Raw genomic sequence first — 23,906 nt, 5'->3', positions numbered from 1 at the left:
TTTTACTTTTTCGTTATATTTTTTTAGTTAATGCCAATTAATCTTTGTAGTAACAAAACTGAAATGGGCACAGAAAAACGTAAAATAGCTAATAAATGTGGTGATTCCTACAAAAATAGGAATTACTAATAAACTTATATTTGGATTTAATGCAATTGTAGGAAAAATATAAAATAAATAAGCAAATGAAAGAATTGAATAAATTATTAAAATACTTACAGACCAGATAAGATAAATTATAAAATATCTGAAATTGAATGTTCTTATCCAAAATCTAAAATCTACTAAAGAACTTATTATGGAAATAAAAGAGCCTTTAAAATCACTTTTATTCAAAGCTTCCCCTATTTTACCGAGAAAAATATAACTGAAAAAAAGTAAATAAATTAAATAAATTCCAAGCATAATCTGAGCAATGAAAGAAGCGTTTTCAAGATTTATTAAAAATGAATGCGGATCTGCCATTAGATACATGCTCCCGCTGAATTGTAAAATTATTACAAATAAAAAAGCCCAAAAAGAAATAATGATAAAATTACCTGTTAAAATTCCGATTGCGGTAGGGATAAAATGGAATAAAAAACTGCTTATCGGCTGAATTTTTAAATTATGGAAATATTCGTCTGTATTTTTTGTGTTGTTTACAAGATAAATTAAAAAACCGCCTATACTTAAATATATTATTTTTTCTAAAATAAATCCGATAATACTGATTACGGGATATGCTTCAATGAGCGTAAAAATTGATACAATCAAAATAACAAATAATAATTTTTGCCACTGCGCAAATGTTATAAAGGTATATTTGAAAACTTCTTTCATTTCTTTCCTTTTTGTTAGAATTCTATCAAAAAAGGAATATTTTGTGTGCAATATTTGGGATAATAGGCAGTTATGATTTAAAAAAAGTAAAGAAAGCCCTTGATTTGATGATTCACAGAGGCAGGGATTTTCAAAATATTGTTGAATTCAGAAGCGGTGTTTTCGGATTTAACCGTTTGGCAATTGAAAATGTAAATATCAATATGCAGCCTTTAAAAGTAGAAAACAGGATTTTTGTATTTAACGGCGAAATTTATAATTATAAAAATTTAATAAAAAAATATAATTTAAATGTAAAAACTGAAATAGAAGTAATTGCAAAGCTTTGGGAAAAATTTGGAGTGGATTTTGTGAAAAAAATTGAGGGTATGTTTGCAATTGCAGTTTATGACAAAAAGCTTTTTTTATTTAGAGACGAATTTGGTAAAAAGCCTCTTTATTTTACAAAAACAGGTATTTTTGCAAGTGAAATTAAAGCAATATTGCCTTTTACAGGGAAGAAATTAAATTTTAATGCATTGGCTGAGTATCTTGCATACAATTCTTCCATCGCTCCCAATACAATATATCAGGAAATTTATAAACTTCCGGCGGGTTGTTATTATGACGGAGAAATAAAAATATGGTACGACTTTGAAAGAGTGGAAAATGAGCCTTGCTCATCTGGCTGCTTGAAAAGCGGCCACGATGGAAAATGGAAAAAGGAAAATGTTTGTACAGAAGTTGAAAAATTGCTTATTAAAAGCATAAAAAAAAGGCTTCAGGGGGATGTTGAAATTGGTTCGCTTCTCAGCGGAGGGGTGGACAGCAGTCTTATCGGGGCAATTACTTCTAAATTCCAAAAGCTTAAAACTTTTTCCGTCGGTTATGATGGATATGATAATTATGATGAAAGAAATTATGCAAAAATTGCGGCAAAGCATATTAATTCAGAGCATTTTGAAGTGAATTTTACTAAAAATAATTTTTTTGAAAATTTTGAAAAAACTCTTTTTTATATGGACGAGCCGATTGCTGACAGTAGTTTTTTTGCCGCAAGGTTTCTTGCAAAACATATCCCGCTAAAAGTTGTTTTAAGCGGTGAGGGGAGTGACGAGCTGTTTTTGGGCTACAGAAGATATAAAGAATATGAAGGTTTTTTAAACGCATATCTGCCCAATAAAAAATGGCTTAAAAAATATCTTGAGAGGCATTATGAAGATATAAAAGAGTGGGAGGTTTTCAGGCGGTTTTTTGCAAATGAAGATGTTTTCAGGGGAATAAACGAAACTTTTTTTCAAAGGCAGATAAACAGGGTCTTGAAAGTCAGGGCAAAAGAGGTTGATTATAAACGGTTTTTAAAAGGGTGGGGCAGTTTTGATTTTACCTATTTTGATTTGAAAGTATGGATTGGAGAAGTTTTACTAAATAAACTTGATAAAATGTTTATGAGTAATACTATAGAGACAAGAAGCCCTTTTTTAGACAGGGACTTGGTGAATTTTGTGTTTTCTTTAGAAGAAAATTTAAGAGGAAGTGAAAAATGGATTATAAAAGAAATAGCCCAAAAATATCTGCCCGGAGAAATTGTTAACAGAAGAAAAAAGGGATTTGCTTTTCCTTTTCTGGAGTGGTTAAAAGAAGAAAACGAACTGAAAAAAATTGTTGATATAAATAGAAAAAATAAAATTTTTAACGAAGAATATTTAAAAGAAATTATAAAAACAGGCCATAAGAGATATAAACAGCATTTATGGAGTTTATATCTTTTCAGCAGATGGTATGAAAAGGAGTTTTTATGAAATAATTTCTTTCATTTTAATAATGGCTTCTTTTAATCCCATAAAAATGGAATTGGCGATAATGCTGTGACCTATATTCAGTTCGGTTATTTCGGGAATATCTGCAATTTCTTTTACATTCTGATAATTAAGTCCGTGCCCTGCGGCCACTTCCAAATCCAAATCTTTTGCTAATTTTGAAGCGTCTTTTATTAAATCAAGTTCAAGGTCTAATTCTTTTTTTAGTGTAATTCTATCCATTTGTTCAAAAACTTTATTAGGTGTATGATTTAAGTTGCTAAAAAGCGCCAAATGTAAATTTGCATATCTTCCTGTGTGAAATTCTATCATTTGGGCATTTAAATTTTTTGCTTTTTTAATCTGTTCAAAATCCGGGTCTATAAAAAGGGAAACTTCAATATCATTTTTATGTAATTTTTCTATGGCATTAATTATTCTTTTTTCATTTTTAAACAGATCAAGTCCGCCTTCCGTTGTAACCTCTTCTCTTTTTTCAGGCACTATTGTCGCTCTGTGGGGTTTTAAAGAGCATATTATATCTATAATTTCTTCATTAATACTGCATTCCATATTAACCGGTAAAAAACTGCTTTCAATTATTCTTTTAGCATCAAAATCGTTAATATGGCGCCTGTCTTCCCTTAAATGGGTTGTAACCTGGTCGGCTCCCGCTTCTTTTAAAATTTCAAGAGCCATTAGTGGGTCCGGTTCGTTTATTTTTCTGGCTTCTCTTAATGTTGCAATATGGTCTATATTTACTCCGAGTTTCATTTTATTCCTTTTTTGTTATAATTTTATCAAAAAGGAAGTATATGAAGTATTTTATCGGAACAGACCATGCGGGATTTGAAATAAAACCTTTTGTAATAGAGTATCTGCAAAAAAAAGGAATAGATGTAGAGGATTTGGGGTGTTATTCAAAAGAAAGCGTGGATTATCCTGATTATGCGCATAAAGTAGCCGAAGCGGTTTTGGCTAATCCCGGAACAAAAGGGATACTTATCTGTGGCAGCGGAATTGGAATGAGTCTGGCTGCAAATAAACATAAAGGTATTAGAGCCGCTCTTTGTCATGATTATTATACGGCTGAAATGGCAAAACGCCATAATGATGCCAATATTCTATGTTTCGGTGCCAGGATTGTAGGTTTGGGTGTAGCGGAATCTATTCTCGAAGCTTGGCTGACCCATGAATTTGAAGGCGGAAGACACGAAAGAAGGGTAAAAAAAATTGATATTTAACTGGATTTTTTTATCAATTACAATTTTAGTTATTTTATTTTTAATATTTAAAATGTTTTATTATAAACATTTGTGGGAAAAAACTAATGAAAACGAAAAATTATTGGAAGAAAATCTTTCAGAAGCGGAATTACTGATAAAAAAATATCAGATTCAGCTTCAAAGGGCCCTTGGAAATCTGTCTTTGCTTGAAGATGAAATTAATAAGTTAAAAAGTGATTTAAAAGCTGTAAAAAACAGAAATTCCCAATACAGAATAGAGAATGAGCAGCTTAAGAAAAAGATTAAAGACCTTGAAAATAAAATTGAAGCACTTTTATGATTTTTTTTTGGGTCTGAAAGCACTTTTACTTTCAATATAATCACCTCCGATTAAATCAACGGCATACGGAATTGCCGCCCATACCGCTTCTAAATTTTCTTTTATCGCTTTTGGGCTTCCCGGAAGATTTAAAATAAATGTGTTTTTGACAACCCCTGCAATTCCCCTGGCCAAAATTGAAGTCGGTACATATTTTAATGAATGCATTCTCATAAGTTCCCCAAATCCCGGCAGTTCTTTTTCTATTACTTCTTTTGTTGCTTCCGGTGTTACGTCCCTTGGTGAGGGCCCCGTGCCTCCTGTTGTCAAAATTAAAGAGCATTTAAGGGAAATTAATTCTTTTAAAGTGTTAACAATTTCATTAAACTCGTCGGGAATCAGTCTGTAAATAATTTCAAATTCATTTTGTATATTTTCATTTAAAAATTTTTCTATTTCTTTTCCGCTTTTGTCTTCATATATTCCGGCACTTGCCCTGTCGCTCATTGTAACAATACCAATTTTTAGCATAAAAAAACCTTTTTTATAAATTATATCAAAAGAAGATTAAATTATTTAACGAAAAAGAAAAAAAATGATAGCGTTGTGTAATTTAACGAAAATTTTGCGTTAAAAAAATTGCACTCAACCCGTAAGGGCTGCGTAGCTGTTTGCAATTTTTAGCAAAATTTGAGTGGTGCTTTAGCAAAATGAAGCATTGAGCTGTCATTTTTTTCTTTGAAGTTATTTTTAATTCATCTTTATAGGTTTTAAAAGAAGGGGAAAAAGAATTATTCGGCGTAGTAATCGATTCCTTCTTTTTCTTTTAGCATATTAATTAGGTGGTTTTTATATCCTTCTACCCATTTGTCTATATTGTCAACTTTTATTCTTGCAACGCCGGTTTCGAGTGCCGCTCTTGCAACTGCTACAGATTCGTCAACAAATACCCTTCTGTCAAACGGTTTAGGAAGGATATAACTTTTGCCAAATTTCAAATCAGCTCCGTTATATGCATCTTTTACATATTGAGGAACTTTCTTTTGAGCTAGATTGGCCAAAGCATGACAGGCTGCAATTTTCATTTCCATATTTACCGCTTTTGCGTGTGTGTCAAGCGCACCCCTGAATATGTAAGGGAATCCCAAAACATTGTTTATCTGGTTTGGATAATCGCTTCTTCCTGTTCCTATGATTAAATCATCTCTGACTTCCAGTGCAAGTTCGGGTTTGATTTCAGGGTCTGGATTTGCCATAACAAAAAGCATGGCGTTTGGATTTAGAGTTTTTACCATTTCCTGAGAAATACAGTTTGCAGCAGAGTTCCCAACCACCACATCTGCGCCTTTTAAGGCATCTGCAAGTGTAACTATATCTTCATCAACAGCCCAAGGCTCTTTATATTTATTTAAATCGGTTCTTCTTGTGGTAATTGCACCTCTTGAATCAACAAGAACTATGTTTTTAATTCCGAGAGCCGTATACATTTCAGCAGCGGCAAGTCCGGCGGCACCTGCACCTATAATTACTACTCTGAGCTCTTCTAATTTTTTGCCTGTAAGTTTTGCTCCGTTAATTATAGCCGCACCTGAAATGATTGCTGTTCCGTGTTGGTCATCGTGAAAGATTGGAATATCGCATTTTTCCTGAAGTTTTTTTTCTATATCAAAACATTTTGGAGCTTTAATATCCTCAAGATTTATTCCTCCGAATGTTGGCGCCATTGCCCAGCTTACATTAACAATTTCGTCAATGTCGTGAACCTGAAGTTCTATATCGAATGCGTCAACAAAAGCAAATTTTTTAAATAATACTGATTTCCCTTCCATTACAGGTTTACCTGCAACCGGTTTTAATGTTCCAAGCCCTAAAACCGCAGTAGAATCAGAAATTACCGCTACAAGGTTTGCTTTATTGGTATATTCGTATGCCAGGTTTTCATCTTTATCTATTTCAAGACATGGAATAGCAACTCCCGGGGTATATGCGATTGAAAGGTCTTTTGAATCTTTAACAGGTTTTGTAACTTCTATTGCAATTTTACCAGGGACCGGTTTTGCATGGTATTCTAAGGCTTCCTCTCTTGTAAAAGTTGGTCTATTTGCCATTTAATCTCCTTTTTTTGTACAATTATAGTTAAAAGTTACTATTCTTTACAACTATATATACTTTTTTATAAGATAATGTTACAAAAGGAAGCAGTATGATAATAGATACACATACTCATTTGGATAATGAAAAATTTATAAATGATATTGATGAAGTAATTAAAAGAGCAGAGGAAGCAGGGGTTAAAAAATTTATAATTCCGGCGGCAGATCCTAAAGATTTACCAAGGGCTGTTGATTTAGCCGAGAAATATTATGAAATTTATTTTGCCGTCGGGATACATCCTGTTGATATAGATAAATATGAAGAAAAACTGCTGCTTGAACATATAAATCATCCAAAATGCGTTGCGGTGGGGGAAATAGGACTTGATTATTATTGGGTAAAAGATGAACAGCAGCGTCTAAAACAAAGAGAAATGTTTCAGGCACAAATTGATATTGCAAAGGAATATGACAAACCTATAATTGTTCATGTAAGAGATGCAACAAGTGATACCCAAGAGATTATTGAAAATAACCCTGAAATAAAGGGGGTTTTTCACTGTTTTAACGCGGCTGAGCAGCTTTTAAGATTTTCTGATAGGTTTTATTACGGAATAGGCGGGGTTATTACATTTAAAAATGCTAAAAAACTTGTAAATGTGTTTCCAAAAATTCCAAAAGAAAAAGTGGTTATAGAAACAGATGCCCCATATCTCACACCTCATCCGTTTAGAGGTAAAAGAAACGAACCTATGTATACTGTTTATGTAAGGGATAAAATCAGTGAACTCTGGAATCTCAGTCCTGAAGAGGTTGAAAATATTACAACCAATAATGCTAAAAGGATTTTTAAATTATGAAAAAATTTTTAATTATTATAATAGCCGTTTTTTTGTATGGAGATTTATATACTAATAAAAATATTCAAATATTAAACAGTTTGGATATTGAAAACAGTTTTATAAACAATAAAAAATTAAATTATTTATATAAAATTTATTCAAAAAGGAAAAAAAGCTATTTTTTAAATCTTTTGGAAAACGGATATGATTATCTGCCTCTTATAAGAAATCAGATAATATCCTCCAAAATTCCAAAAGAGCTTATTTCTGTCGCATTTGCAGAAAGTTACTTGAATATAGACGCAAAGTCAAATAAAAGAGCCATAGGACTTTGGCAGTTTATGCCCGTTACCGCCAAAAGATTCGGACTCAGAATCAACGAATATGTCGATGAAAGAAAAGATGCTGTAAAATCCACAAAAGCGGCAATTAAATATTTGAAAAATTTGCATAAATTTTTTGGCAAATGGTATCTGGCCGTTATGGCTTATAATGCCGGGGAAGCCAGAATTGTAGAGGCCGTGGTAAGGGCAAAAGTGGATAAACTGTGTAAAAAACTGGGGAAAAAATGTAAAAGAGATAAAACAATTAAAAAATACAGAAAAATAATTAAAAATTATCAAAGACACGGAAGATATGCTTATGCCCCTCTTCATAAACTTTATTTGAAATTAAAAAAAGAGCCTTTAAGTCTGAACGGACTGTTAAAGTATCAAAGAGGTTTAAAAAGGCAGTATCTCCCTAAAGAAACAAGAAAATATATTTTAAAAATCCTGGCAATGTCTTTTTTGTTTAACAGTGATGAATTTATTAAATATTCGAATTCTTATCTTTTAAACAGCGGGGTAACGGCTTCGTGGGAAAAGGTTGAAGTGCCTCCCGGAACAAGCCTTATATATGTAAGCAGACTTTTACATGTTTCTTTAAAAGATTTAAGGGAACATAATTATCATCTGAATTATATTTTTACACCCCCTTATAAATATTATATTTATATTCCTTATGAAAAGCTTGCATATTTTAAGCTGCATTTTAATCCTAAAAAACATTTTTTTGTGTATAAAATAAAAAAAGGGGATACATTAGGTAAAATAGCAAAAAGATTTGATACTAAAATAAGACTTATCAGGGATTTTAATAAAATAGGAAAATTTTTGCATATAGGTCAGAAGCTTGTAATCCCTTTAAATTCCGTGTTTGTCAGTTATAAGGTTAAAAAAGGCGATTCTTTAAGAAAAATTGCCAGAAAATACGGCGTGAGTTTTAATAAAATTAAAAAAATTAACAATTTGAAATCTTCTTTAATAAGAATAGGAGAAGTGTTAAAAATTCCTCAGGAGTTTAAATGAAAAAAACAGTGTTTTTAATAGGGATAATTTTGCTTATTTTTACGGGTTGCAGCGAAAAAGAATATGAAACAGTGGTTTATCCGACACCCGGGGCTAAAAAGGCGACTCAAAAAGCTTATGCCGTAAACGGTAATGTTTATATTCCAAAAAAACATGTTCCAATCGGATGGACACAAACGGGGACAGCAAGCTGGTACGGACCTAATTTTCACGGAAAATATACAAGTGACGGTGAAATTTACAATATGTATGAATATAGCGCAGCCCATAAAACACTTCCTATGAACACAATGGTAAAAGTTACAAATTTAAACAACGGCAGAAGTGTAATTGTAAGGATAAACGACAGAGGCCCTTTCGTAAAAGGAAGAATTATAGATTTAAGTTATGCGGCAGCCAAAAAAATCGGAATAGATGCTACAGGAACCGCACCTGTAAGAGTGGAAGTTGTCGGTTTTAAAGGAAAAGATTATGTAAACGGATATATGATTCAAATCGGTGCTTTTCAAAGGTATGAGGGGGCTGAAATTACAGCTAAAAAATATAAAAATTTAGGTTATAATACGGTTATTAAAACTATAAACGGTTTAAACAAAGTTTTTATTACCGGATTTGAAAGTTACAACGAAGCCAAAAAATTTAAGCTTCAAAATAATATCAACGGATTTATTGTAGGAGATTAGATGACTGAAATAAAAAGAAAAACAAAAGAGACAAATATAGAAATCAGTGTTAACATAAACGGGAGCGGAAAATCTGAAATTTCCACGGGGATAGGTTTTTTTGACCATATGCTTGAAGCCTTCTCAAAACACAGCGGAATAGATATGAATATTTTCTGCGAAGGTGATATTTTTGTGGATTATCACCACAGTGTCGAAGATGTCGGAATTGTTTTAGGGCAGGCTTTAAATAAAGAAGTTTTTCCGATTAACAATATTGAAAGATTTTCAAATTCCGTGGCAATTCTTGATGAAGCCGCAGTTGAGGTTGCTATGGATATTTCAGGCAGACCTTATTTGGTTTATGAAATGCCAATAGACGGAGCAATAAAAGATTTTGATTTAGAACTTGTGGAAGAATTTTTTAAATCTTTGGTATTTAATTTTAAAATAAGTGCACATATAATTTATAAAAGAGGAACGAATAAACATCATATAGTCGAATCGGCTTTTAAAGCTTTTGCCCTGGCTCTTAGAAGGGCTCTTGAGTTTAGAGAAAGCGGAGTGCCTTCTACAAAAGGGGTTATATAAGTGAGTGGTGAGTTGTGAGTAGTGAGTAGTGAGTTGCCAAAAGCCAAGTTTAAAGTGAAAAATTAAAGGTAAATATATGATTGAATTGATAGTGCTTGATGTTGACGGGACTTTGACGGACGGGAAAATATATTACAGTGAAAGCGGGGATGAAATAAAGTCATTTAATACCAAAGACGGGTTGATGATAAAATCGTGGAACGCTTTGGGTAAAAAAAGTGCGATTATCACCGGCAGGGTTTCTAAAATTGTTGAAAGAAGGGCAAAAGAACTTGATATTACAATCGTAAGGCAGGGTATAAGAAATAAAGCGGATGAGCTTAAAAGAATAACAGATCATTTTGGAATAACATTGGATGAAGTGGCGGTTATAGGTGATGATATGAACGACTTTTCTATGTTAAAGCTTGTAAAAAGAACATTTGCCCCTTATGACGCTTCATCTTTTATTTATGAATATGTAAATTATCCTTTAAATAAAAAAGGCGGAGAAGGAGCCGTTGCGGAAATGATTGAAATTTTGTTAAAAGAAGAAAATTTATATAATAAATTTTTAGAATTATGGCAAAAATAATATTTTTTTTTCTTATATTATTTATAATGTTGTTTCCCGTTTTTATGTCTACGAAAACATATAAAAGTGTTAAACATAAAAACAATAATACACTGCCTTTAATCGAGGTTGCTAACGGAACATTTAAAAAATATAATTTTGTTTTGGAAATCAACGGAACTTTTAAAAAATTGAATATTTTTAAAAATTATTATGAATTCAATAACCTTTATGCCAATGATATAGTAAAACAAGAAAAATATTTTGCGAAATGGGCTTTAAAAAACAATAATGTTATTAAAGCTAAAAATGCGACTTATAAAAACAGTGATTATATCCTGCATTCCAAAAATGTAATTTATTATGAAGCAAAAAAAGCATTGAGTGGAAATGATTTTAATTTCACGTCCGGTAAAGCAAAAGGAAAAGGAAAATATTTTAAAATAGACAGAAATAAGAATATTTATGCTAAAAATATAATTTATTATATAAAGGTTAAAAAATGAAAAAATTAATAATTTTTTTAATGCTGGTTTTTTTACATGCGGATGATTTGAAAATTGTAAGCAAAACATTTAATTATTATCCTGATAAATTTTATTCGGATTTTAAAGGGGATGTAAACGCCACAAAAGGTATTGACAATATTTTGGCCGATGAAATAAAAGTTTATTTAAATAAAGACAAATCTTTAAAAGAATTAGTCGCTTTGGGGAGGGTTAAATTTATTTTGAATCTGGATAAAAACACCACTTATAAAGGATACTGCGATTATTTGGATTATAAAGTAAATTCCGGGGATATTATTTTAAAAGGTAATGCTTTTGTAAAGAAAACAGAAACTAATGAGAGCGTAAAAGGCGGATATATAAAATTGAATAAATTTTCAAAAAAAGCGGTTGTAAAAGGTGTAAACAAACCTGCGGTAATTATTATAAAGGTTAAAAAATGAAAGTGAAATTTTTAAAATCGGCCCCGAGTATAAAAGAGGCGATTGAGCCGAGTATGCTTGAAATAGCGCTTCTTGGGAGGAGTAATGTAGGCAAAAGCAGTTTTTTAAATGCTTTTTTAAACCAGAAAATAGCAAAAATATCTTCAACACCCGGAAAAACTCAGCTTATTAATTTTTTTGAAATTGAAGATGATGATAAAAAATTTATTTTAATTGATTTACCCGGATTCGGTTATGCAAAAGTTTCCAAATCGCTAAAAAAGGAGTGGGGTAAAAATCTGGATCAATTTTTAAAAAACAGATTTAATATAAAACTTTTTATCCATTTAAGGGACGCAAGACATCCGAATCTTGAAATAGATGAAAATGTAGATAATTATTTAAACTCATTTATAAGACCAGACCAGCAGATAATTACTGTTTTTACAAAAATAGACAAACTAAAACAAAGCGAAATTTCAAAACTTAAAAAAGATTATCCAAATGCTCTTTTGGTGTCCAATATAAAAAAAAGAGGGTTTGACAAAGTAAAAGAAAAAATTAATCAGATTTTATGGGGAAATTATAAAATGGAAAATGAAAAATGAAAAATGAAAAATTAAAAGATATTAAATTAGTAAAACCGAAGTTAAAAAATATAAAAGATATTCAGGAAGTTGTAAAAGAATATGTAGACGAGGGTATAATCTTAAAAAGAGATGATGACGAAGTTGCTACAAATATCCGTTCTTATGTTGTCGCTTACGATGGGAAAAAACCCGTAGGTGTAGGCGCACTTCATATTTTTTCCCCTTTTTTGGGGGAAATTCGTTCACTCGGGGTAAAAAAGAATTATCAGGGAAAAGGAATCGGTAAAGAAATAGTAAACACTTTATTAAAAGAAGCTAAAAGCTTAGGATTAAAAGAAGTTTTGGTGCTTACTTACAAAAAAGAATTTTTTGAAAAACTCGGTTTTGTGGAAATACCGAAAGAATCTATACCGGATAAAAAAATATGGGCGGATTGTATAAAATGCAAATTTTTTCCGAATTGCAACGAAACAGCACTTTTAACACATTTATAAAAATAATTTTAATATTTTTTATAAATTCTTTTAGTGCTCTTTTGCCTTTTTTTCCTATATTGATAGGATTTTTTTTATTTTGTGACGAATGGATTTTAGGAGTGGTTTATATAGGCTTTTTTTCAATTATTCATAATGTAAATATTTATTATTTATTATTTATTTATCTTTTTTTGAAGTTTTTTTTAGTAAATAAAATTATAGATTATATTAATCCTGAATATCAGGATGTTGTATTTGTCTTAATTGTGTATATTTTTTTATTTATCTATTTTGTTCAGTCTGTAAATATATATGTTTTGTTAATGTATATGCTGTTCAATTATTCATTTGATATTTTATTAATCAAGGTTTTTAAGTGCGAAGCAAAATCGTTATAACATTTATTTTTCTGTTTTTTTTAATTCTTATATACAGGATTTATGATTTAAGCATTCTTTCTTATTGCAAATATAATAAACTTGCAAAGGAAAACAAAGAAAAAACTATATTGCTGCCGCCTGTAAGGGGAATTATTTTTGACAGATTCAATAAGCCGGTAGCTTTTAATAAATTAAGATTCGATATTGCTTTAAAACCGCATTTAAAAGAAAATATATTAAAAGAAAAAATTGATTTTTTAAAACAGCTTGTTCCGGATATTAATGAAACAAAGCTTATTAAAACATATAAAATGTATGATTCTTTATATAATCACAAACCTGTGACGATTCTTGAATATATGGATGAAAACACTATTTATAAAATAGAGCCTTTTTTGTCAATAGACGAGGATTTTTATATTTTGCCAAGTTACTTAAGGGAATATCCGTATAAGGAAATTTTGGCTAATGTTTTGGGATATGTTTCCCGTGCAAATATTAACGATTTAAAAAACAACACTGTGATATCACTTACCCAAATCAGCGGTAAAAGAGGAGTGGAAAAATATTATGACAATATTTTGCAAGGAGAGGCGGGAGAAAAAAAAGTTATTGTAAACGCAAGAAACATAATATTAAAAACACTGAGTGTCAAAAAACCTGTTACTCATAATATTACTTTAAGTATAGATACAAATCTGCAAACGTTTATTTACAATTTATTAAAAAAAGAACATAAACGAGGTGCTGCGGTTGTGGTAATGAAAACAAACGGAGAAATTTTGGCACTTGTTTCATATCCTTCGTATGATGACAATCTTTTTGTAAAAGGCATAAGTGTAGATAAATGGAATAAACTTTTATTTGACATATATAATCCCCTTTTAAATAAACCCGTTAGCGGTCTTTATCCTCCGGGTTCCATTGTCAAACCCGCTGAAGGGTTAATTGCTGCCGCAAGCGGGAAATGGAATCCGTGGAAAAAAATAGAATGTCCCGGGTATATTGAAATAGGGGGAAGAAAATTCAGAGACTGGAAGCCTTCAGGCCATGGAAAAACAGATTTGATAAAAGCGATAAAAAGAAGTGTCGATACATATTATTATCAGCTCGGTTTAAAAATAGGAATAGACTATTTGTCCAAAAATCTTAAAAAAATGGGATTTGGCAAAAAAACGGGAATTGACTTGCCTAATGAAAAAACAGGTATTGTTCCAGATAAAAAATGGAAGGTAAATAAATATCACCAACCGTGGTTTATAGGGGAAACATTAAATGCTGTTATAGGGCAGGGATATTTTTTGGCCACTCCTTTGCAAGTTGCTGTAAATACCGCTTTGATTGCAAGTGGAAAATTGCCAAAACCTTTTTTGGTTGAAAAAATAGACAATAATATTAAAAAGCCGGTTTTAAAAGATGTTTTAAGTAAAAAAGAAAAAAGAAGTTTATGGATAATAAGAAAAGGAATGTGGGAAGTTTGTAATTCCCCGGGGGGAACAGCCACAAGACATATTCATACCCCTTTTCAAATAGCAGGGAAAACAGGTACGGCACAGGTTTATTCTATCCCCCAGGCTGTTAAAAAAAGAAAAAGAGAAGACGAACTTGCTTATTTTAAACGTTCTCATGCATGGCTGAGCACTTACGGACCTTACAGAAAACCGCAGTTTGTGGTAACAGTTTTAATAGAACACGGGGGGCACGGAGGCTCAGCTGCGGGAGATATTGTAAGTAAAATTTATACCTGGCTTTATAAAAAAGGATACATAAAATAGTGAGTGGTGAGTGGTGAGTAGTGAGTAGTGTAAAATGTAAAATGAAAAATTAATAAAAATCAAATTATATACTTAGAAAACTCTTTTTTATCTTTTTTTTCTCCAAGATATTTTTTGTTCCCTATTAATATTTCTCCTTTTTCAAATTTTGTATAACTTACCATCATATCACTTGCAAGCTGTTTTATATCCTGGGATGTGTTTTTTTGGATAAGACCGACAGGGCCAGGGAAATTATTGCATGTCATTATTTCGAACAAGTCTCCTTTGTAGTTTTTAAGTACAGGATTTTCGTCTTTGTTTCTTGATATAATTATTTTATATCCGTTTATGTTAAAATGTCTTCCTACTTTTAAAATATCTATTTCTTTTGAGCTAAATCCAAGACTGTTTTTTAAGTCAATAACTCTTTTTGAAAAATTTGCATCGGTAAGCAGGCATCCGCCGCCAGGAGATTCTATAAAATCCTCGATATTGTATTTTTTAGCAAGTTCAAGCTGCACTCTCCTTTCCCTGCCACTTATACCCAAAAGTTTTTCCCTCTCAACCCATCCTTTTATTTCAGCAATGGTAGGAGGCAGTAATTTTGCACTTAGCGGTCTTAAAATAAGCCCTTTTGCACCTGAAAGGTTTGTAACAGCATTCATTGCAGGAAGTCTCTGGCTCATAGGCCTTTGCCCAACCACTTCACCGTTTATTATAAATTTTGCATCTATTTTTTCCATAATATTTTTAGCAACTTTAATCATATTCGCATGGCAGTCGATACACGGGTTAAGATTTTTGCCATATCCGTATTTAGGGGAAAAAAGTATATTTTTGATATATTCGTCTTTTATGTCTTCAATATGTAATTTTACATTTAATTTTTCAGAAGCCCTTTTTAAAAATTCAATTTTTTCTTTGTTTGTTTCAAATCCTATATCAATATAAAGTGCTTCTACCGTAATGTTTTGTTTTTGAATAAGTTTTATAGCAAGGGCTGAATCAAGCCCCCCGCTAAAGAGTGCTATCGCTTTCAACAAGCTCTCCTTTTTTAAGTTGCTGAAGTTTTAAATTAAAAATTTTTAATTTATGCATTTTTTCATTTGGGGTTAAGTTTTTATCTGATTTTATTTTTAGAACTTTTTCCTGATAATAAGGAATTAAAAGTTTTCTGATTTGATTTTTTAACGCTTCGAAAGAAAGAATTTTAACTTCATCTCTTAAAACTATATCGAGCAAATCTGGATTTTTGAAATCTTCGGCATATACAAGCTGCAATTCATTTTTGTGGGTTTTAAAAACGTCTACGCTTAAATATTCAACAATTTCATCCATTATACCGGGGTTTTCATAGAGTGTTTTTATAATGCTTGCTTCTGCTATATCCAGTTTTTTATTTTGGTTTTCAGGTTTTTTGTTTGTTTTTATATAAAAAAGTCTCTGGTTTATTTGTAACAGCTGGGATGTTGTTAAGATAAAATCTTCTTTTAAAATTTCCGGTAATTTTATTATATATTCTTTTAATTCATTAAGACATTTTTGTTTTTGAACGGCATTTTTTATATCATATTTTTGTATAGTGTTTTCAATTATAAAATCTTTAAAATTTATACTTTTATTTATATAATTTTCTAAATTTTCGCCGTTTTTAACAATATCGGCAGGGTCTTTGCCCCCTTCAAGCAAAATAACCTTTCCCTCGAAAAATTCTCTATAAAGCATTTTGGCCGCTTTCAAAGCCGCATTAATTCCTGCACTGTCGCTGTCATATAAAATATTTGTTTTTGCATTTAATTTTTTTAAAATCGGAAGATGTTCCAAGGTAAGTGCCGTTCCAAGCGTTGCAACTGCATTTTCATATCCCGCCTGATGCAGCATTATCACATCCATATATCCTTCCACTATTATTATTTCTTTTTTTCTTAAAATATGTTCCCTTGCAAAATTAAGCCCGTAAAGTATTTTTGATTTGTTAAAAATTTTTGTGTTTGTAAAGTTTATATATTTTGCGGGATGATTTGTTATGGTTCTTCCCCCGAAAGCTATTATTTTATTGCTTGAAGAAAAAATGGGGAATGTTATTCTCTCAATCAGACGAGGATATTCGTTGTTTACAAGAACGCCAAGTTCATTTAAAGCCTTAAAATCTAATTTGGCGTTTTTAAAATATTTTATCTGTGTTGTTGAATCGGGTGCGAATCCGAGGGAAAATTTTTCTATGGTTGAATCTTTTAAGCCTCTTTCTTTTAGATATTCAAGAGCTGTTTTGTTTTTATATAAATTTGAAATGTAATAATTATTAACCGATTCTAAAATGTCAATTTTTATAAACGATTTTGATGATGTGTAATCAAGTTTAAAATTGTACATACTTGCAAGTTTTTCTATAGCTTCCGGATAAGAGAGTTTTTCCATATCCATTACGAATTTTATGGCATCGCCGCTTGCACCGCATCCGAAACAGTGGTATATCTGTTTGGCGGGACTTACTACGAATGAAGGGGTTTTTTCCGAATGAAAAGGACAAAGGGCTTTATAGTTGCTTCCTTCTTTTTTTAACTGGATATAATTTCCTATAACATCTACAATATCTATGATACTTTTTAAATTTTCTATCGATTCGTTTTTTATCATAATGGAATTATAATAAAATAATGTATAATTGAAGATAATTTTTAACTTTACATTTTTAATTTTTCATTTATTTAAGGATTAAATATGCGTGACCCTCTGTTTCAGATTATTTTATTTATAATAATTATACTTTTAAGCTCTCTAATAACTATAGCCATCGGAAGGTTTAGGGAATATTTAAAAGAACAGAAACTTCATAATTTTTTAAAAGATTTTGAATATTTGGAAATTGAAAATGTTAAACTTGATTATTCTTCTGTTGAAGCGCTTATTTTGCTTGCCCGTGCTTATAAAAAAGAGGGGGATTATGAAAAAGCGTTAAAAATTTATCTGTGGATAAATAAAAATGTAAAAAGTGTTGAAATATTAAAAGAAATAACAGCTCTTTATGTAAAAGCCGGTTTTTTGGAAAAAGCAAAAACCGTTGCATATCAGATTCTTCAAATCAGGCCAAGGGATAAAGAAACGCTTAAAACTCTTTTAATAATAGACGAAAAACTCGGCAATTATAAAGAAACGGTAGATATTATAGAAATATTTGAAGAACTTGGTGTCAATCTGGAAAAAGAAAAAGCAAACGCAGTTTTGAATTATCTTAAACTTGGAAGCTGTAAAGAATTTTGCAAAGAATTTAAAAATATAGATGATGTTTATAAAAAATATCCTTTTATTAAAAGGGAATATATTTCATATTTATTACAAACAAATCCTAAAAAAGCCTATGAATTAATTGATGATAAAGAGATTTATAATTTTTTTGATTTAATTTTTTACAGGAGTGATATACCAAAAAAATTTAAAGAAAACGGTAAATGGAAAATTACTGAATTTACACCTTTTGAAATTAAAGTTTTAAATTATCTTCCAAAAGATTTTGCCACTTTGGAATTTGAGTATGTTTGTAAAAACTGTAAAAAAACTTTTCCTCTTTATTCCAAAAGATGTCCCAACTGTAATGAACTTTTCAGTGAAGAAGTTATATTTAATTTAACCGAGCAAAGAAATCTTAAGAATATAGAGCTTTAGGCATACCTGTAAGCCGGGTTCTGTTTTGGAGGCTATTTATCTTTGCGCACACTTTGCAGTGCCGCTTGAGCGAAGGGTAAATATGCAAGGCTTTACCATCCCTTCTTGCTGCGGAGTGGGTTTACCGGCGGAATGTATTGCTACATTCCCGGTGAGCTCTTACCTCACCTTTTCACCCTTGCCTGTGGGATTAACCCCATCGGCGGTTTGATTTCTGTGGCACTTTCCCTCGCCTTTCGGCGGCAGCCTGTTAGGCTGACTCCTGCCTTGCCGCAGCCCGGACTTTCCTCCTTTTGGGCAGCCTCCCGGTATGCCAGCTCCATCAAAAATCCAAGAACTTGAACTTTTGGTGGAGCTGTGGGGAATCGAACCCCAGTCCGCCAGTAGAGTACCCCAAGCGCCTACACGCTTAGTTTATTGGTTTTACTTCTTTCCAAGGCCCAACAAACAAAGCCTTTTTGGAAAGAGGGATGCTAAAGTTTCGAAATAAAGGCCGCATCCGAAGCCTTTATTTCTATCCACACTTTACTCTTCGTCCGAGGCTGTGGCAAACCTCACCGGACGAAGGCGCCCGAATTAATGATTAGGCAGCAGCTCTTGCTACTGCTGGGCTATAATTTGTGTTATTTACTGCGTTTATTTTTAATGAGCCGTTTTAGTGCTTACTCAGGCACGCGTGCAGCTTAGGGCTTTCTACCCACGTCGAAATCCGTGTCAGCCCCAGTAAAAATAAGTTATAAGTTAAAAGTGTAAAGTTAAAAATATATTATAAAACATTTCATTTTGCACTTTAATTTTTCATTTTCAACTTACATTTACTGCGGCTGACAGTAAAATTATATCAATTTTTCCTTAAAAAATCAAGTCCTTTTTAAGAAAAGTTTAAGTTTTAATTTAATAAAAGTATTATAACTAAAAAGTAAGACAAACGCTCAGGAATTAATTATTTCTTTTATATTTTTTGCCGTTTTTGAAATGTTTTTTATTTTTTCACTGTTTTTAAGCGAATCGTCTAAAAGAATTTTTATAAAAGCGCTTCCTACAATTACCCCGTCAACGCCTTTTGCTTCTTCTTTGCCTGTTTTTTCATTAACACCGAACCCTATAAATAAAGGGGTTGAAGTGATGTTTTTTATGTATTCAATAATTTCTTTTAAATCTTCCTGTTTTGCGGCACCTGTAATTCCGGCATATGCCACGAGATATATAAATTCTTTTGGGTTTTTAAGAATTTTTTTGATTCTTTCTTTAGAATCGGTTGGTGCCACAAAGGAAATTAAAGGGAATTTACTCTCATAATATTGTGCTTCTTCGAACGGCAGGTCCGGAATGATAAAACCTTTGATATTTGCCTCTTTTGCTTTTTTTACCATAAAATCATAACCTTTATGATAAAAATTATTAAAATATCCCATCCAATAGGTATCTATTTTATTTCCTGTTTTTTCACCTACTTCAAACAAATCGTCCATTTTAAAACCGTTTTCCAATGCCCTTTTATCAGCTTCCTGAATTATTGGACCGTCAGCTACGGGGTCTGAAAAGGGAATGCCGAGTTCAATTCCATCCACCCCGTTTTCTTTTAAAGAGTTTATTAAATCAATGGTGAAATTTTTATCCGGATAAGCGCAGGTTATATATGCTATGAGTTTTTTCATTCTTTTCCTTTGTGATATAATTATATGAAATTATATCAAAAGGCAGGTAATGAAAAATACTATTTCAAAATTACAAAAAAAAGAAAAACTTACTATGATTACCGCTTATGATGCTCTTTTTGCAAAAATTTTTGATGATATTGCAGATATTATTTTGGTGGGAGACAGTTTAAATATGTCTTTTATGGGAGAAAACGATACATTGACAGCTACAATGGAGCAGATGATATATCATACCAAAGCCGTGTGCAACGGGGCAAAAAAAGCTTTTATTGTATGCGATATGCCATTTGGAAGTTATTCTACACCCAATAAAGCGCTTGAAAACGCAATAAGGGTTTATAAAGAGACAAAAGCGGATGCCGTTAAACTTGAAGGTGGAGCTGAAAAAGCGGATACCGTTAAATTATTGACAAATAACGCCATAGCTGTGGTGGGGCATATAGGTTTAATGCCTCAGTTTAGCAGAAGTGAAGGTGGGTATAAAGTAAAGGGAAAAGACGAAATTTCCCGCCAAAAGCTGCTTGAAGATGCCAAAGCAATAGAAGAGGCTGGTGCGGTTATGCTTGTAATCGAAGGAGTAAAAGAAGAAGTCGCAAAAGAAATAACTGAGATAATAAAAATTCCTACAATTGGAATAGGCGCAGGGAGATATACGACCGGCCAGGTTTTAGTCTGGTCTGATATGCTTGGATTTTTTGAAAGCTTTAAACCTAAATTTGTAAGACGTTATTTAAACGGGGCTGAGATGGTTAGAGTTGCTGTCAAAAAATATGTAGATGATGTTAAAAATTCCAGATTTCCGGGCGTTGAAGAGATTTATTAATGAGAATAGTCGAAATAGAAAAAGTAAGTTTTGAAGAAACATACGAAAAATCATTAAGACCTAAAAATTTTGATGAATATATAGGTCAGGAACAGATTAAAAAAAATTTAAAAGTTTTTATTGAAGCGGCTAAAAAAAGAAGCGAAACGGTTGATCATATTCTTTTTTTCGGCCCTCCCGGACTTGGTAAAACAACTTTGGCCAATATTATTGCAAACGAAATGAATTCGAGTATTAAAACAATAGCCGCTCCAATGCTTGAAAAAAGTGGAGATTTGGCGGCAATTTTAACTAATCTTGAAGACGGTGACATTCTGTTTATAGATGAAATTCACAGATTAAAATCTACAATCGAAGAAGTTTTATATTCAGCCATGGAAGATTTCAGGCTTGATATTGTAATAGGAAGCGGACCTGCGGCTCAAAGCATTAAAATTGATGTCGCAAAATTTACTCTTATCGGGGCCACTACAAGAGCCGGAATGCTGAGTAATCCTTTAAGGGACAGGTTTGGAATGAGCTTCAGACTTAATTTTTACAATGTTGAAGAATTAAGCCTTATTGTTAAACTTGCAAGTAAAAAACTGAATATCGGTATAAATAACGATGCCGCAGTTGAAATAGCCAAACGTTCGCGGGGAACCCCGAGAATTGCCTTAAGGCTGCTTAAAAGGGTAAGAGATTTTGCCGAAGTGGAAAATAAAAAAACAATAGATAAAAATATTGCCGATTTTGCACTTGACGCTTTGGGAATTAACGAATACGGATTTGACGAACTTGATATCAGATTTTTAAGTTTGCTGGCCGAGGCTAAAAAACCTCTGGGACTTTCAACTATCTCTGCGGCTTTAAGTGAAGATGCGGATACAATAGAAGAGGTAATTGAACCTTTTTTAATTGCAAACGGATTTATAGAAAAAACGCCAAAAGGCAGAATTGCAACAAGAAAAACATATGAAATTTTAAATTTTACGCCTTGCAGTCTATTTTAGGGGGAAAAATGAAAATTTTGGGAATTCTTACATTAATTATAGGTTATTTTGTATATCTCACATATAAACCGTATTTACTTGATATTGCAATAGCTTCTCTTATGGCTGTGGCTTTTGGAAAAGTTATATATTTTATTTCATTAAAAATTAAAAATAAATATTTAGTAAGTACAATAGTTACATTTATTTTTGCTTTTTTGATTTTCGGGCCTATTTTATATTTTATTTTCAAAGCGGGAAGTGTTATAACCCAAATAGATATAAATGAAATAAAAGATATTTTGACTAAAGCTCAGAATCTTATTCATTATCTTCCATCATTTATGCAAGATGAAGTAAAAACTTATATTAATCCGGAGCATATTACTCAAATTTATAATACCATTATGCCTTTTGTAGGAACAATTACAGCAAAAAGCGCCGTGTTTTTAAAAGATGCGTTTTTGATAGTTATATTTTTCTTTTTTGCCGTTTTATACGGAAAAGAAACACTTTTGTTTTTACAAAAGATAATACCTCTTGAAAATGAAAAGCTTGAAAAAATATTTTTCGGAACAAGCGAAGTTATGAGTATAGTTTTTTATTCCACTGTTTTAACGGCATTATTAGAGGGTGTATTGTTCGGATTTATTGTAAGTATATACGGGCTTAACTTTATATTTTTTACAGTTATGTATGCTTTTGCATCACTTATTCCTGTTGTAGGCGGTATTTTGATGTGGGGGCCTGTAAGTTTATATTTATATGCTCAGGGAAACAGTGAGGGAGCGTTAATAGTTGCAATATATTCTGTGGCTATGATTTCCGTTATAGCGGATACATTTATAAAACCGATAATTATAGATAATGTAAAAAAATTGTTTAAAGGGGAATTTGAAGTAAATTCACTCCTTATATTCTTTTCTATTCTTGCCGGGCTTTCATCTTTCGGGCTTTGGGGCATCATAATAGGACCTGCCGTAACCGCGATGTTTTTGTCAATAATTAGATTTTATGAGAAAATTGAGTAAAATAGACTAAATTTTCCTAAATATTTTATATAAAAAACTTGACAATATAAAATTTATTTTGTATAATAATACTGTCAATTAAACATAAAGAGTGACAAAATGAAAAATAAGGTTGAGTTAGTTTTAGAGGAGTTAATAAAAAATTATTTAAAAGAGGAATCTCCAATAAGCTCAACTAAACTGAAAGAAAAAGCAAATTTGCCTTTTTCAGCTTCTAGTATAAGAAGCTATTTGCAGAAATTAAAAGAATCAGGATTGATAGAAAAAGAGCATTTGGCAAGCGGTTCCAAACCTTCCCAAAAAGCCTTAAAAGCTTTTTGGAGAGAATATTTTGAGGAATTTGATCCGGATTTTAACAAGCTGGAAGAAAAAATAGAGTTTAATAATCTTTATTTTACGGCTAAGATCTTTGAAAATGAGTTGCTAAAAAAGGTTTATAAATATCATAAATTTATAATTCTTGAATTTGAAAAAAACGAACTGATATTTAAATATGATGAAAATATCTTTAATTTTTTAAAATCACTTGAGGGTGTATATATCACTCAGATTGAATCATATTTGTATCATTTAAATTTAACTGAATTAATTAAAAAAATTGATTCTGTATATGAATATTTATGTTATAATCAAAAAAGATTATTTGAATTTTCTCAAATAATTGATATTAAACCTTTTATAAATTTCGAATTTGAAAAAATTCGAAAAGGTTTAAATTTTATGAACAGCATACTTATATATAAAGATTTGAAAAAAGTTGAAGACAAATGGTATGAATATATATTGATAGGCGATATATATTCAAATTTTTTGAACCTGTTCAGTGAAGGAGGGGCTGATGAACAAAAATGAAAAGTTAAAAATGGAAAATGAAAAAAATAATCAAAAAAACCAAGAACAAAATGAAAAGCAGCAAATTGATGTGGAAGCTTTGAGAAAAGAAAATGAAGAATTAAAGCAAAAGCTCGATGAAGCACTCAGGGCTTATGCAAAATGTGAAAACGATAAAAAAATCATTAAAAAAGAAACAGATGCACTGATAGAATATGCATATGAAAAATTTGCAAAAGATTTACTGCCGGTAGTTGATTCGCTCGAGCTTGCAATTGTTCATGCCGGTGATATAGAAAATAAAGAAGAAGCTTTCGATAAACTTGTCGAAGGCGTGGAGCTAACACTTAAAAAAATGCTTGATACATTTAAAAACCACGGAATAGAGCCTGTTGAGCATGATGAATTTAATCCTGAAATTCATCAGGCGATTCAGCATGTTCAAAGTGAAGAGCATGAAGACGGTGCAATAGTGGATATTTATCAAAAAGGTTATAAATTAAAAGACAGACTTATAAGACCATCAATGGTTACAATAAATAAAAAATCTTAAGGAG

27 protein-coding genes and 2 other RNA genes are annotated in these 23,906 nt (G+C 31.4%); 20 read left to right on the top strand and 9 right to left on the bottom strand.

Features of this window, described 5'->3' with window-relative positions; genetic code table 11:
- Window positions 1-27 precede the first annotated feature (27 nt).
- Window positions 28-822: a hypothetical protein gene (locus DZ68_RS0101380; RefSeq protein ID WP_024786907.1), complete on the bottom strand. Its 795-nt coding sequence runs from the start codon at window positions 820-822 to the stop codon at window positions 28-30.
- Between the two features lie 41 nt (window positions 823-863).
- On the opposite strand from DZ68_RS0101380, the gene asnB reads away from it, so the two are divergent.
- The gene (gene asnB, locus DZ68_RS0101375) at window positions 864-2,603 is read left to right on the top strand and encodes an asparagine synthase (glutamine-hydrolyzing) (protein ID WP_024790540.1); all 1,740 of its coding nucleotides are present in this window, start codon (window positions 864-866) and stop codon (window positions 2,601-2,603) included.
- Here the strand turns inward: asnB and DZ68_RS0101370 are convergent.
- Window positions 2,598-3,374, bottom strand: coding sequence for a pyridoxine 5'-phosphate synthase (locus DZ68_RS0101370; RefSeq protein WP_024786905.1), 777 nt, complete (start codon window positions 3,372-3,374; stop codon window positions 2,598-2,600). The genes asnB and DZ68_RS0101370 overlap by 6 nt on opposite strands.
- Window positions 3,375-3,415: 41 nt before the next feature.
- On the opposite strand from DZ68_RS0101370, the gene rpiB reads away from it, so the two are divergent.
- Window positions 3,416-3,844: a ribose 5-phosphate isomerase B gene (rpiB, locus tag DZ68_RS0101365; protein ID WP_024790539.1), complete on the top strand. Its 429-nt coding sequence runs from the start codon at window positions 3,416-3,418 to the stop codon at window positions 3,842-3,844.
- Window positions 3,834-4,166 (top strand): hypothetical protein, encoded by a 333-nt coding sequence (locus DZ68_RS0101360; protein ID WP_024789134.1) that lies wholly within the window; start codon window positions 3,834-3,836, stop codon window positions 4,164-4,166. The genes rpiB and DZ68_RS0101360 overlap by 11 nt, the downstream gene beginning before the upstream one ends.
- Here the strand turns inward: DZ68_RS0101360 and mog are convergent.
- Window positions 4,161-4,676, bottom strand: a complete 516-nt coding sequence (gene mog / locus DZ68_RS0101355) for a molybdopterin adenylyltransferase (RefSeq protein WP_024790538.1) — start codon at window positions 4,674-4,676, stop codon at window positions 4,161-4,163. The genes DZ68_RS0101360 and mog overlap by 6 nt on opposite strands.
- Window positions 4,677-4,936: 260 nt before the next feature.
- The gene (locus tag DZ68_RS0101350) at window positions 4,937-6,253 is read right to left on the bottom strand and encodes a malic enzyme-like NAD(P)-binding protein (RefSeq protein WP_024790537.1); all 1,317 of its coding nucleotides are present in this window, start codon (window positions 6,251-6,253) and stop codon (window positions 4,937-4,939) included.
- A 95-nt stretch (window positions 6,254-6,348) separates the two neighbouring features.
- On the opposite strand from DZ68_RS0101350, the gene DZ68_RS0101345 reads away from it, so the two are divergent.
- The 11 genes from DZ68_RS0101345 (at window position 6,349) to mrdA (ending at window position 14,387) form a co-directional block, all read left to right on the top strand.
- Window positions 6,349-7,098, top strand: coding sequence for a TatD family hydrolase (locus DZ68_RS0101345; protein WP_024790536.1), 750 nt, complete (start codon window positions 6,349-6,351; stop codon window positions 7,096-7,098).
- Window positions 7,095-8,429: a lytic transglycosylase domain-containing protein gene (locus DZ68_RS10400; RefSeq protein ID WP_024790535.1), complete on the top strand. Its 1,335-nt coding sequence runs from the start codon at window positions 7,095-7,097 to the stop codon at window positions 8,427-8,429. Before DZ68_RS0101345 ends, DZ68_RS10400 begins: the two co-directional genes overlap by 4 nt.
- Window positions 8,426-9,112 carry a septal ring lytic transglycosylase RlpA family protein gene (locus tag DZ68_RS11285; RefSeq protein ID WP_024790534.1) on the top strand — a complete coding sequence of 229 codons (687 nt, stop codon included), beginning with the start codon at window positions 8,426-8,428 and terminating at the stop codon, window positions 9,110-9,112. The genes DZ68_RS10400 and DZ68_RS11285 overlap by 4 nt, the downstream gene beginning before the upstream one ends.
- Window positions 9,113-9,682: an imidazoleglycerol-phosphate dehydratase HisB gene (gene hisB / locus DZ68_RS0101330; RefSeq protein ID WP_024786897.1), complete on the top strand. Its 570-nt coding sequence runs from the start codon at window positions 9,113-9,115 to the stop codon at window positions 9,680-9,682.
- Between the two features lie 76 nt (window positions 9,683-9,758).
- Window positions 9,759-10,256 (top strand): HAD family hydrolase, encoded by a 498-nt coding sequence (locus tag DZ68_RS0101325; protein WP_024790533.1) that lies wholly within the window; start codon window positions 9,759-9,761, stop codon window positions 10,254-10,256.
- A 44-nt stretch (window positions 10,257-10,300) separates the two neighbouring features.
- Window positions 10,301-10,741 (top strand): hypothetical protein, encoded by a 441-nt coding sequence (locus DZ68_RS0101320; RefSeq protein WP_156920205.1) that lies wholly within the window; start codon window positions 10,301-10,303, stop codon window positions 10,739-10,741.
- Window positions 10,738-11,187, top strand: a complete 450-nt coding sequence (locus DZ68_RS0101315; RefSeq protein WP_024786894.1) for an LptA/OstA family protein — start codon at window positions 10,738-10,740, stop codon at window positions 11,185-11,187. Before DZ68_RS0101320 ends, DZ68_RS0101315 begins: the two co-directional genes overlap by 4 nt.
- The gene (yihA, locus tag DZ68_RS0101310; RefSeq protein WP_024790531.1) at window positions 11,184-11,774 is read left to right on the top strand and encodes a ribosome biogenesis GTP-binding protein YihA/YsxC; all 591 of its coding nucleotides are present in this window, start codon (window positions 11,184-11,186) and stop codon (window positions 11,772-11,774) included. Before DZ68_RS0101315 ends, yihA begins: the two co-directional genes overlap by 4 nt.
- On the top strand, window positions 11,771-12,250 hold the full coding sequence (locus tag DZ68_RS0101305) for an N-acetyltransferase (protein ID WP_035906994.1): 480 nt from the start codon (window positions 11,771-11,773) through the stop codon (window positions 12,248-12,250). The genes yihA and DZ68_RS0101305 overlap by 4 nt, the downstream gene beginning before the upstream one ends.
- A gap of 59 nt (window positions 12,251-12,309) precedes the next feature.
- A complete protein-coding gene (locus tag DZ68_RS0101300; RefSeq protein WP_156920204.1) occupies window positions 12,310-12,630 on the top strand; it encodes a hypothetical protein in 321 nt (106 codons plus the stop codon).
- On the top strand, window positions 12,609-14,387 hold the full coding sequence (gene mrdA, locus DZ68_RS0101295) for a penicillin-binding protein 2 (RefSeq protein ID WP_024790530.1): 1,779 nt from the start codon (window positions 12,609-12,611) through the stop codon (window positions 14,385-14,387). Before DZ68_RS0101300 ends, mrdA begins: the two co-directional genes overlap by 22 nt.
- A 59-nt stretch (window positions 14,388-14,446) precedes the next feature.
- Here mrdA and DZ68_RS0101290 read toward each other — a convergent pair whose 3' ends face one another.
- Both DZ68_RS0101290 and dnaG read right to left on the bottom strand, forming a co-directional pair.
- Window positions 14,447-15,409, bottom strand: a complete 963-nt coding sequence (locus DZ68_RS0101290) for an argininosuccinate synthase domain-containing protein (protein WP_024790529.1) — start codon at window positions 15,407-15,409, stop codon at window positions 14,447-14,449.
- Window positions 15,387-17,006, bottom strand: coding sequence for a DNA primase (dnaG, locus tag DZ68_RS0101285; RefSeq protein ID WP_024790528.1), 1,620 nt, complete (start codon window positions 17,004-17,006; stop codon window positions 15,387-15,389). The genes DZ68_RS0101290 and dnaG overlap by 23 nt, the downstream gene beginning before the upstream one ends.
- An 84-nt stretch (window positions 17,007-17,090) precedes the next feature.
- On the opposite strand from dnaG, the gene DZ68_RS0101280 reads away from it, so the two are divergent.
- On the top strand, window positions 17,091-18,032 hold the full coding sequence (locus DZ68_RS0101280) for a lipopolysaccharide assembly protein LapB (RefSeq protein WP_024786887.1): 942 nt from the start codon (window positions 17,091-17,093) through the stop codon (window positions 18,030-18,032).
- On the opposite strand, the gene rnpB is transcribed toward DZ68_RS0101280, so the two are convergent.
- The 3 genes from rnpB to trpA all read right to left on the bottom strand — a co-directional run bounded on the left by rnpB (window position 18,026) and on the right by trpA (window position 19,690).
- Window positions 18,026-18,349: RNase P RNA component class A (gene rnpB, locus DZ68_RS10535), an RNA gene on the bottom strand. The genes DZ68_RS0101280 and rnpB overlap by 7 nt on opposite strands.
- Before the next feature lie 30 nt (window positions 18,350-18,379).
- Window positions 18,380-18,754: a transfer-messenger RNA gene (ssrA, locus tag DZ68_RS10590) on the bottom strand.
- 210 nt (window positions 18,755-18,964) lie between these two features.
- Entirely contained in the window at window positions 18,965-19,690 is a 726-nt protein-coding gene (gene trpA, locus DZ68_RS0101270) for a tryptophan synthase subunit alpha (RefSeq protein WP_024790527.1), read from the bottom strand.
- Window positions 19,691-19,739: 49 nt separating this feature from the next.
- On the opposite strand from trpA, the gene panB reads away from it, so the two are divergent.
- The 5 genes from panB to DZ68_RS0101245 all read left to right on the top strand — a co-directional run bounded on the left by panB (window position 19,740) and on the right by DZ68_RS0101245 (window position 23,902).
- Window positions 19,740-20,516 (top strand): 3-methyl-2-oxobutanoate hydroxymethyltransferase, encoded by a 777-nt coding sequence (gene panB / locus DZ68_RS0101265; protein ID WP_024789117.1) that lies wholly within the window; start codon window positions 19,740-19,742, stop codon window positions 20,514-20,516.
- Window positions 20,516-21,508 (top strand): Holliday junction branch migration DNA helicase RuvB, encoded by a 993-nt coding sequence (gene ruvB / locus DZ68_RS0101260; RefSeq protein WP_024789116.1) that lies wholly within the window; start codon window positions 20,516-20,518, stop codon window positions 21,506-21,508. The genes panB and ruvB overlap by 1 nt, the downstream gene beginning before the upstream one ends.
- Before the next feature lie 8 nt (window positions 21,509-21,516).
- Window positions 21,517-22,518, top strand: a complete 1,002-nt coding sequence (locus tag DZ68_RS0101255) for an AI-2E family transporter (RefSeq protein WP_024789115.1) — start codon at window positions 21,517-21,519, stop codon at window positions 22,516-22,518.
- Between the two features lie 99 nt (window positions 22,519-22,617).
- Window positions 22,618-23,370: a hypothetical protein gene (locus DZ68_RS0101250; protein ID WP_024789114.1), complete on the top strand. Its 753-nt coding sequence runs from the start codon at window positions 22,618-22,620 to the stop codon at window positions 23,368-23,370.
- Entirely contained in the window at window positions 23,357-23,902 is a 546-nt protein-coding gene (locus tag DZ68_RS0101245) for a nucleotide exchange factor GrpE (RefSeq protein ID WP_035003027.1), read from the top strand. Before DZ68_RS0101250 ends, DZ68_RS0101245 begins: the two co-directional genes overlap by 14 nt.
- Window positions 23,903-23,906: the final 4 nt, after the last annotated feature.

This window comes from Lebetimonas sp. JS085, from assembly GCF_000523295.1.
Classification (GTDB): Bacteria; Campylobacterota; Campylobacteria; order Campylobacterales; family Nautiliaceae; genus Lebetimonas.
Note: the sequence above shows the minus strand (reverse complement) of the source record. Positions and strands in the feature narration are given on the sequence as shown.

Coding starts and splice junctions, on each gene's coding strand:
- DZ68_RS0101380 (WP_024786907.1), bottom strand. CDS start 822: ATGAAAGAAGTTTTCAAATATACCTTTATAACATTTGCGCAGTGGCAA.
- DZ68_RS0101370 (WP_024786905.1), bottom strand. CDS start 3,374: ATGAAACTCGGAGTAAATATAGACCATATTGCAACATTAAGAGAAGCC.
- rpiB (WP_024790539.1), top strand. CDS start 3,416: ATGAAGTATTTTATCGGAACAGACCATGCGGGATTTGAAATAAAACCT.
- mog (WP_024790538.1), bottom strand. CDS start 4,676: ATGCTAAAAATTGGTATTGTTACAATGAGCGACAGGGCAAGTGCCGGA.
- DZ68_RS0101350 (WP_024790537.1), bottom strand. CDS start 6,253: ATGGCAAATAGACCAACTTTTACAAGAGAGGAAGCCTTAGAATACCAT.
- DZ68_RS0101345 (WP_024790536.1), top strand. CDS start 6,349: ATGATAATAGATACACATACTCATTTGGATAATGAAAAATTTATAAAT.
- DZ68_RS10400 (WP_024790535.1), top strand. CDS start 7,095: ATGAAAAAATTTTTAATTATTATAATAGCCGTTTTTTTGTATGGAGAT.
- DZ68_RS11285 (WP_024790534.1), top strand. CDS start 8,426: ATGAAAAAAACAGTGTTTTTAATAGGGATAATTTTGCTTATTTTTACG.
- hisB (WP_024786897.1), top strand. CDS start 9,113: ATGACTGAAATAAAAAGAAAAACAAAAGAGACAAATATAGAAATCAGT.
- DZ68_RS0101325 (WP_024790533.1), top strand. CDS start 9,759: ATGATTGAATTGATAGTGCTTGATGTTGACGGGACTTTGACGGACGGG.
- DZ68_RS0101320 (WP_156920205.1), top strand. CDS start 10,301: ATGTCTACGAAAACATATAAAAGTGTTAAACATAAAAACAATAATACA.
- DZ68_RS0101315 (WP_024786894.1), top strand. CDS start 10,738: ATGAAAAAATTAATAATTTTTTTAATGCTGGTTTTTTTACATGCGGAT.
- yihA (WP_024790531.1), top strand. CDS start 11,184: ATGAAAGTGAAATTTTTAAAATCGGCCCCGAGTATAAAAGAGGCGATT.
- DZ68_RS0101305 (WP_035906994.1), top strand. CDS start 11,771: ATGAAAAATGAAAAATTAAAAGATATTAAATTAGTAAAACCGAAGTTA.
- dnaG (WP_024790528.1), bottom strand. CDS start 17,006: ATGATAAAAAACGAATCGATAGAAAATTTAAAAAGTATCATAGATATT.
- DZ68_RS0101280 (WP_024786887.1), top strand. CDS start 17,091: ATGCGTGACCCTCTGTTTCAGATTATTTTATTTATAATAATTATACTT.
- trpA (WP_024790527.1), bottom strand. CDS start 19,690: ATGAAAAAACTCATAGCATATATAACCTGCGCTTATCCGGATAAAAAT.
- panB (WP_024789117.1), top strand. CDS start 19,740: ATGAAAAATACTATTTCAAAATTACAAAAAAAAGAAAAACTTACTATG.
- ruvB (WP_024789116.1), top strand. CDS start 20,516: ATGAGAATAGTCGAAATAGAAAAAGTAAGTTTTGAAGAAACATACGAA.
- DZ68_RS0101255 (WP_024789115.1), top strand. CDS start 21,517: ATGAAAATTTTGGGAATTCTTACATTAATTATAGGTTATTTTGTATAT.
- DZ68_RS0101250 (WP_024789114.1), top strand. CDS start 22,618: ATGAAAAATAAGGTTGAGTTAGTTTTAGAGGAGTTAATAAAAAATTAT.
- DZ68_RS0101245 (WP_035003027.1), top strand. CDS start 23,357: ATGAACAAAAATGAAAAGTTAAAAATGGAAAATGAAAAAAATAATCAA.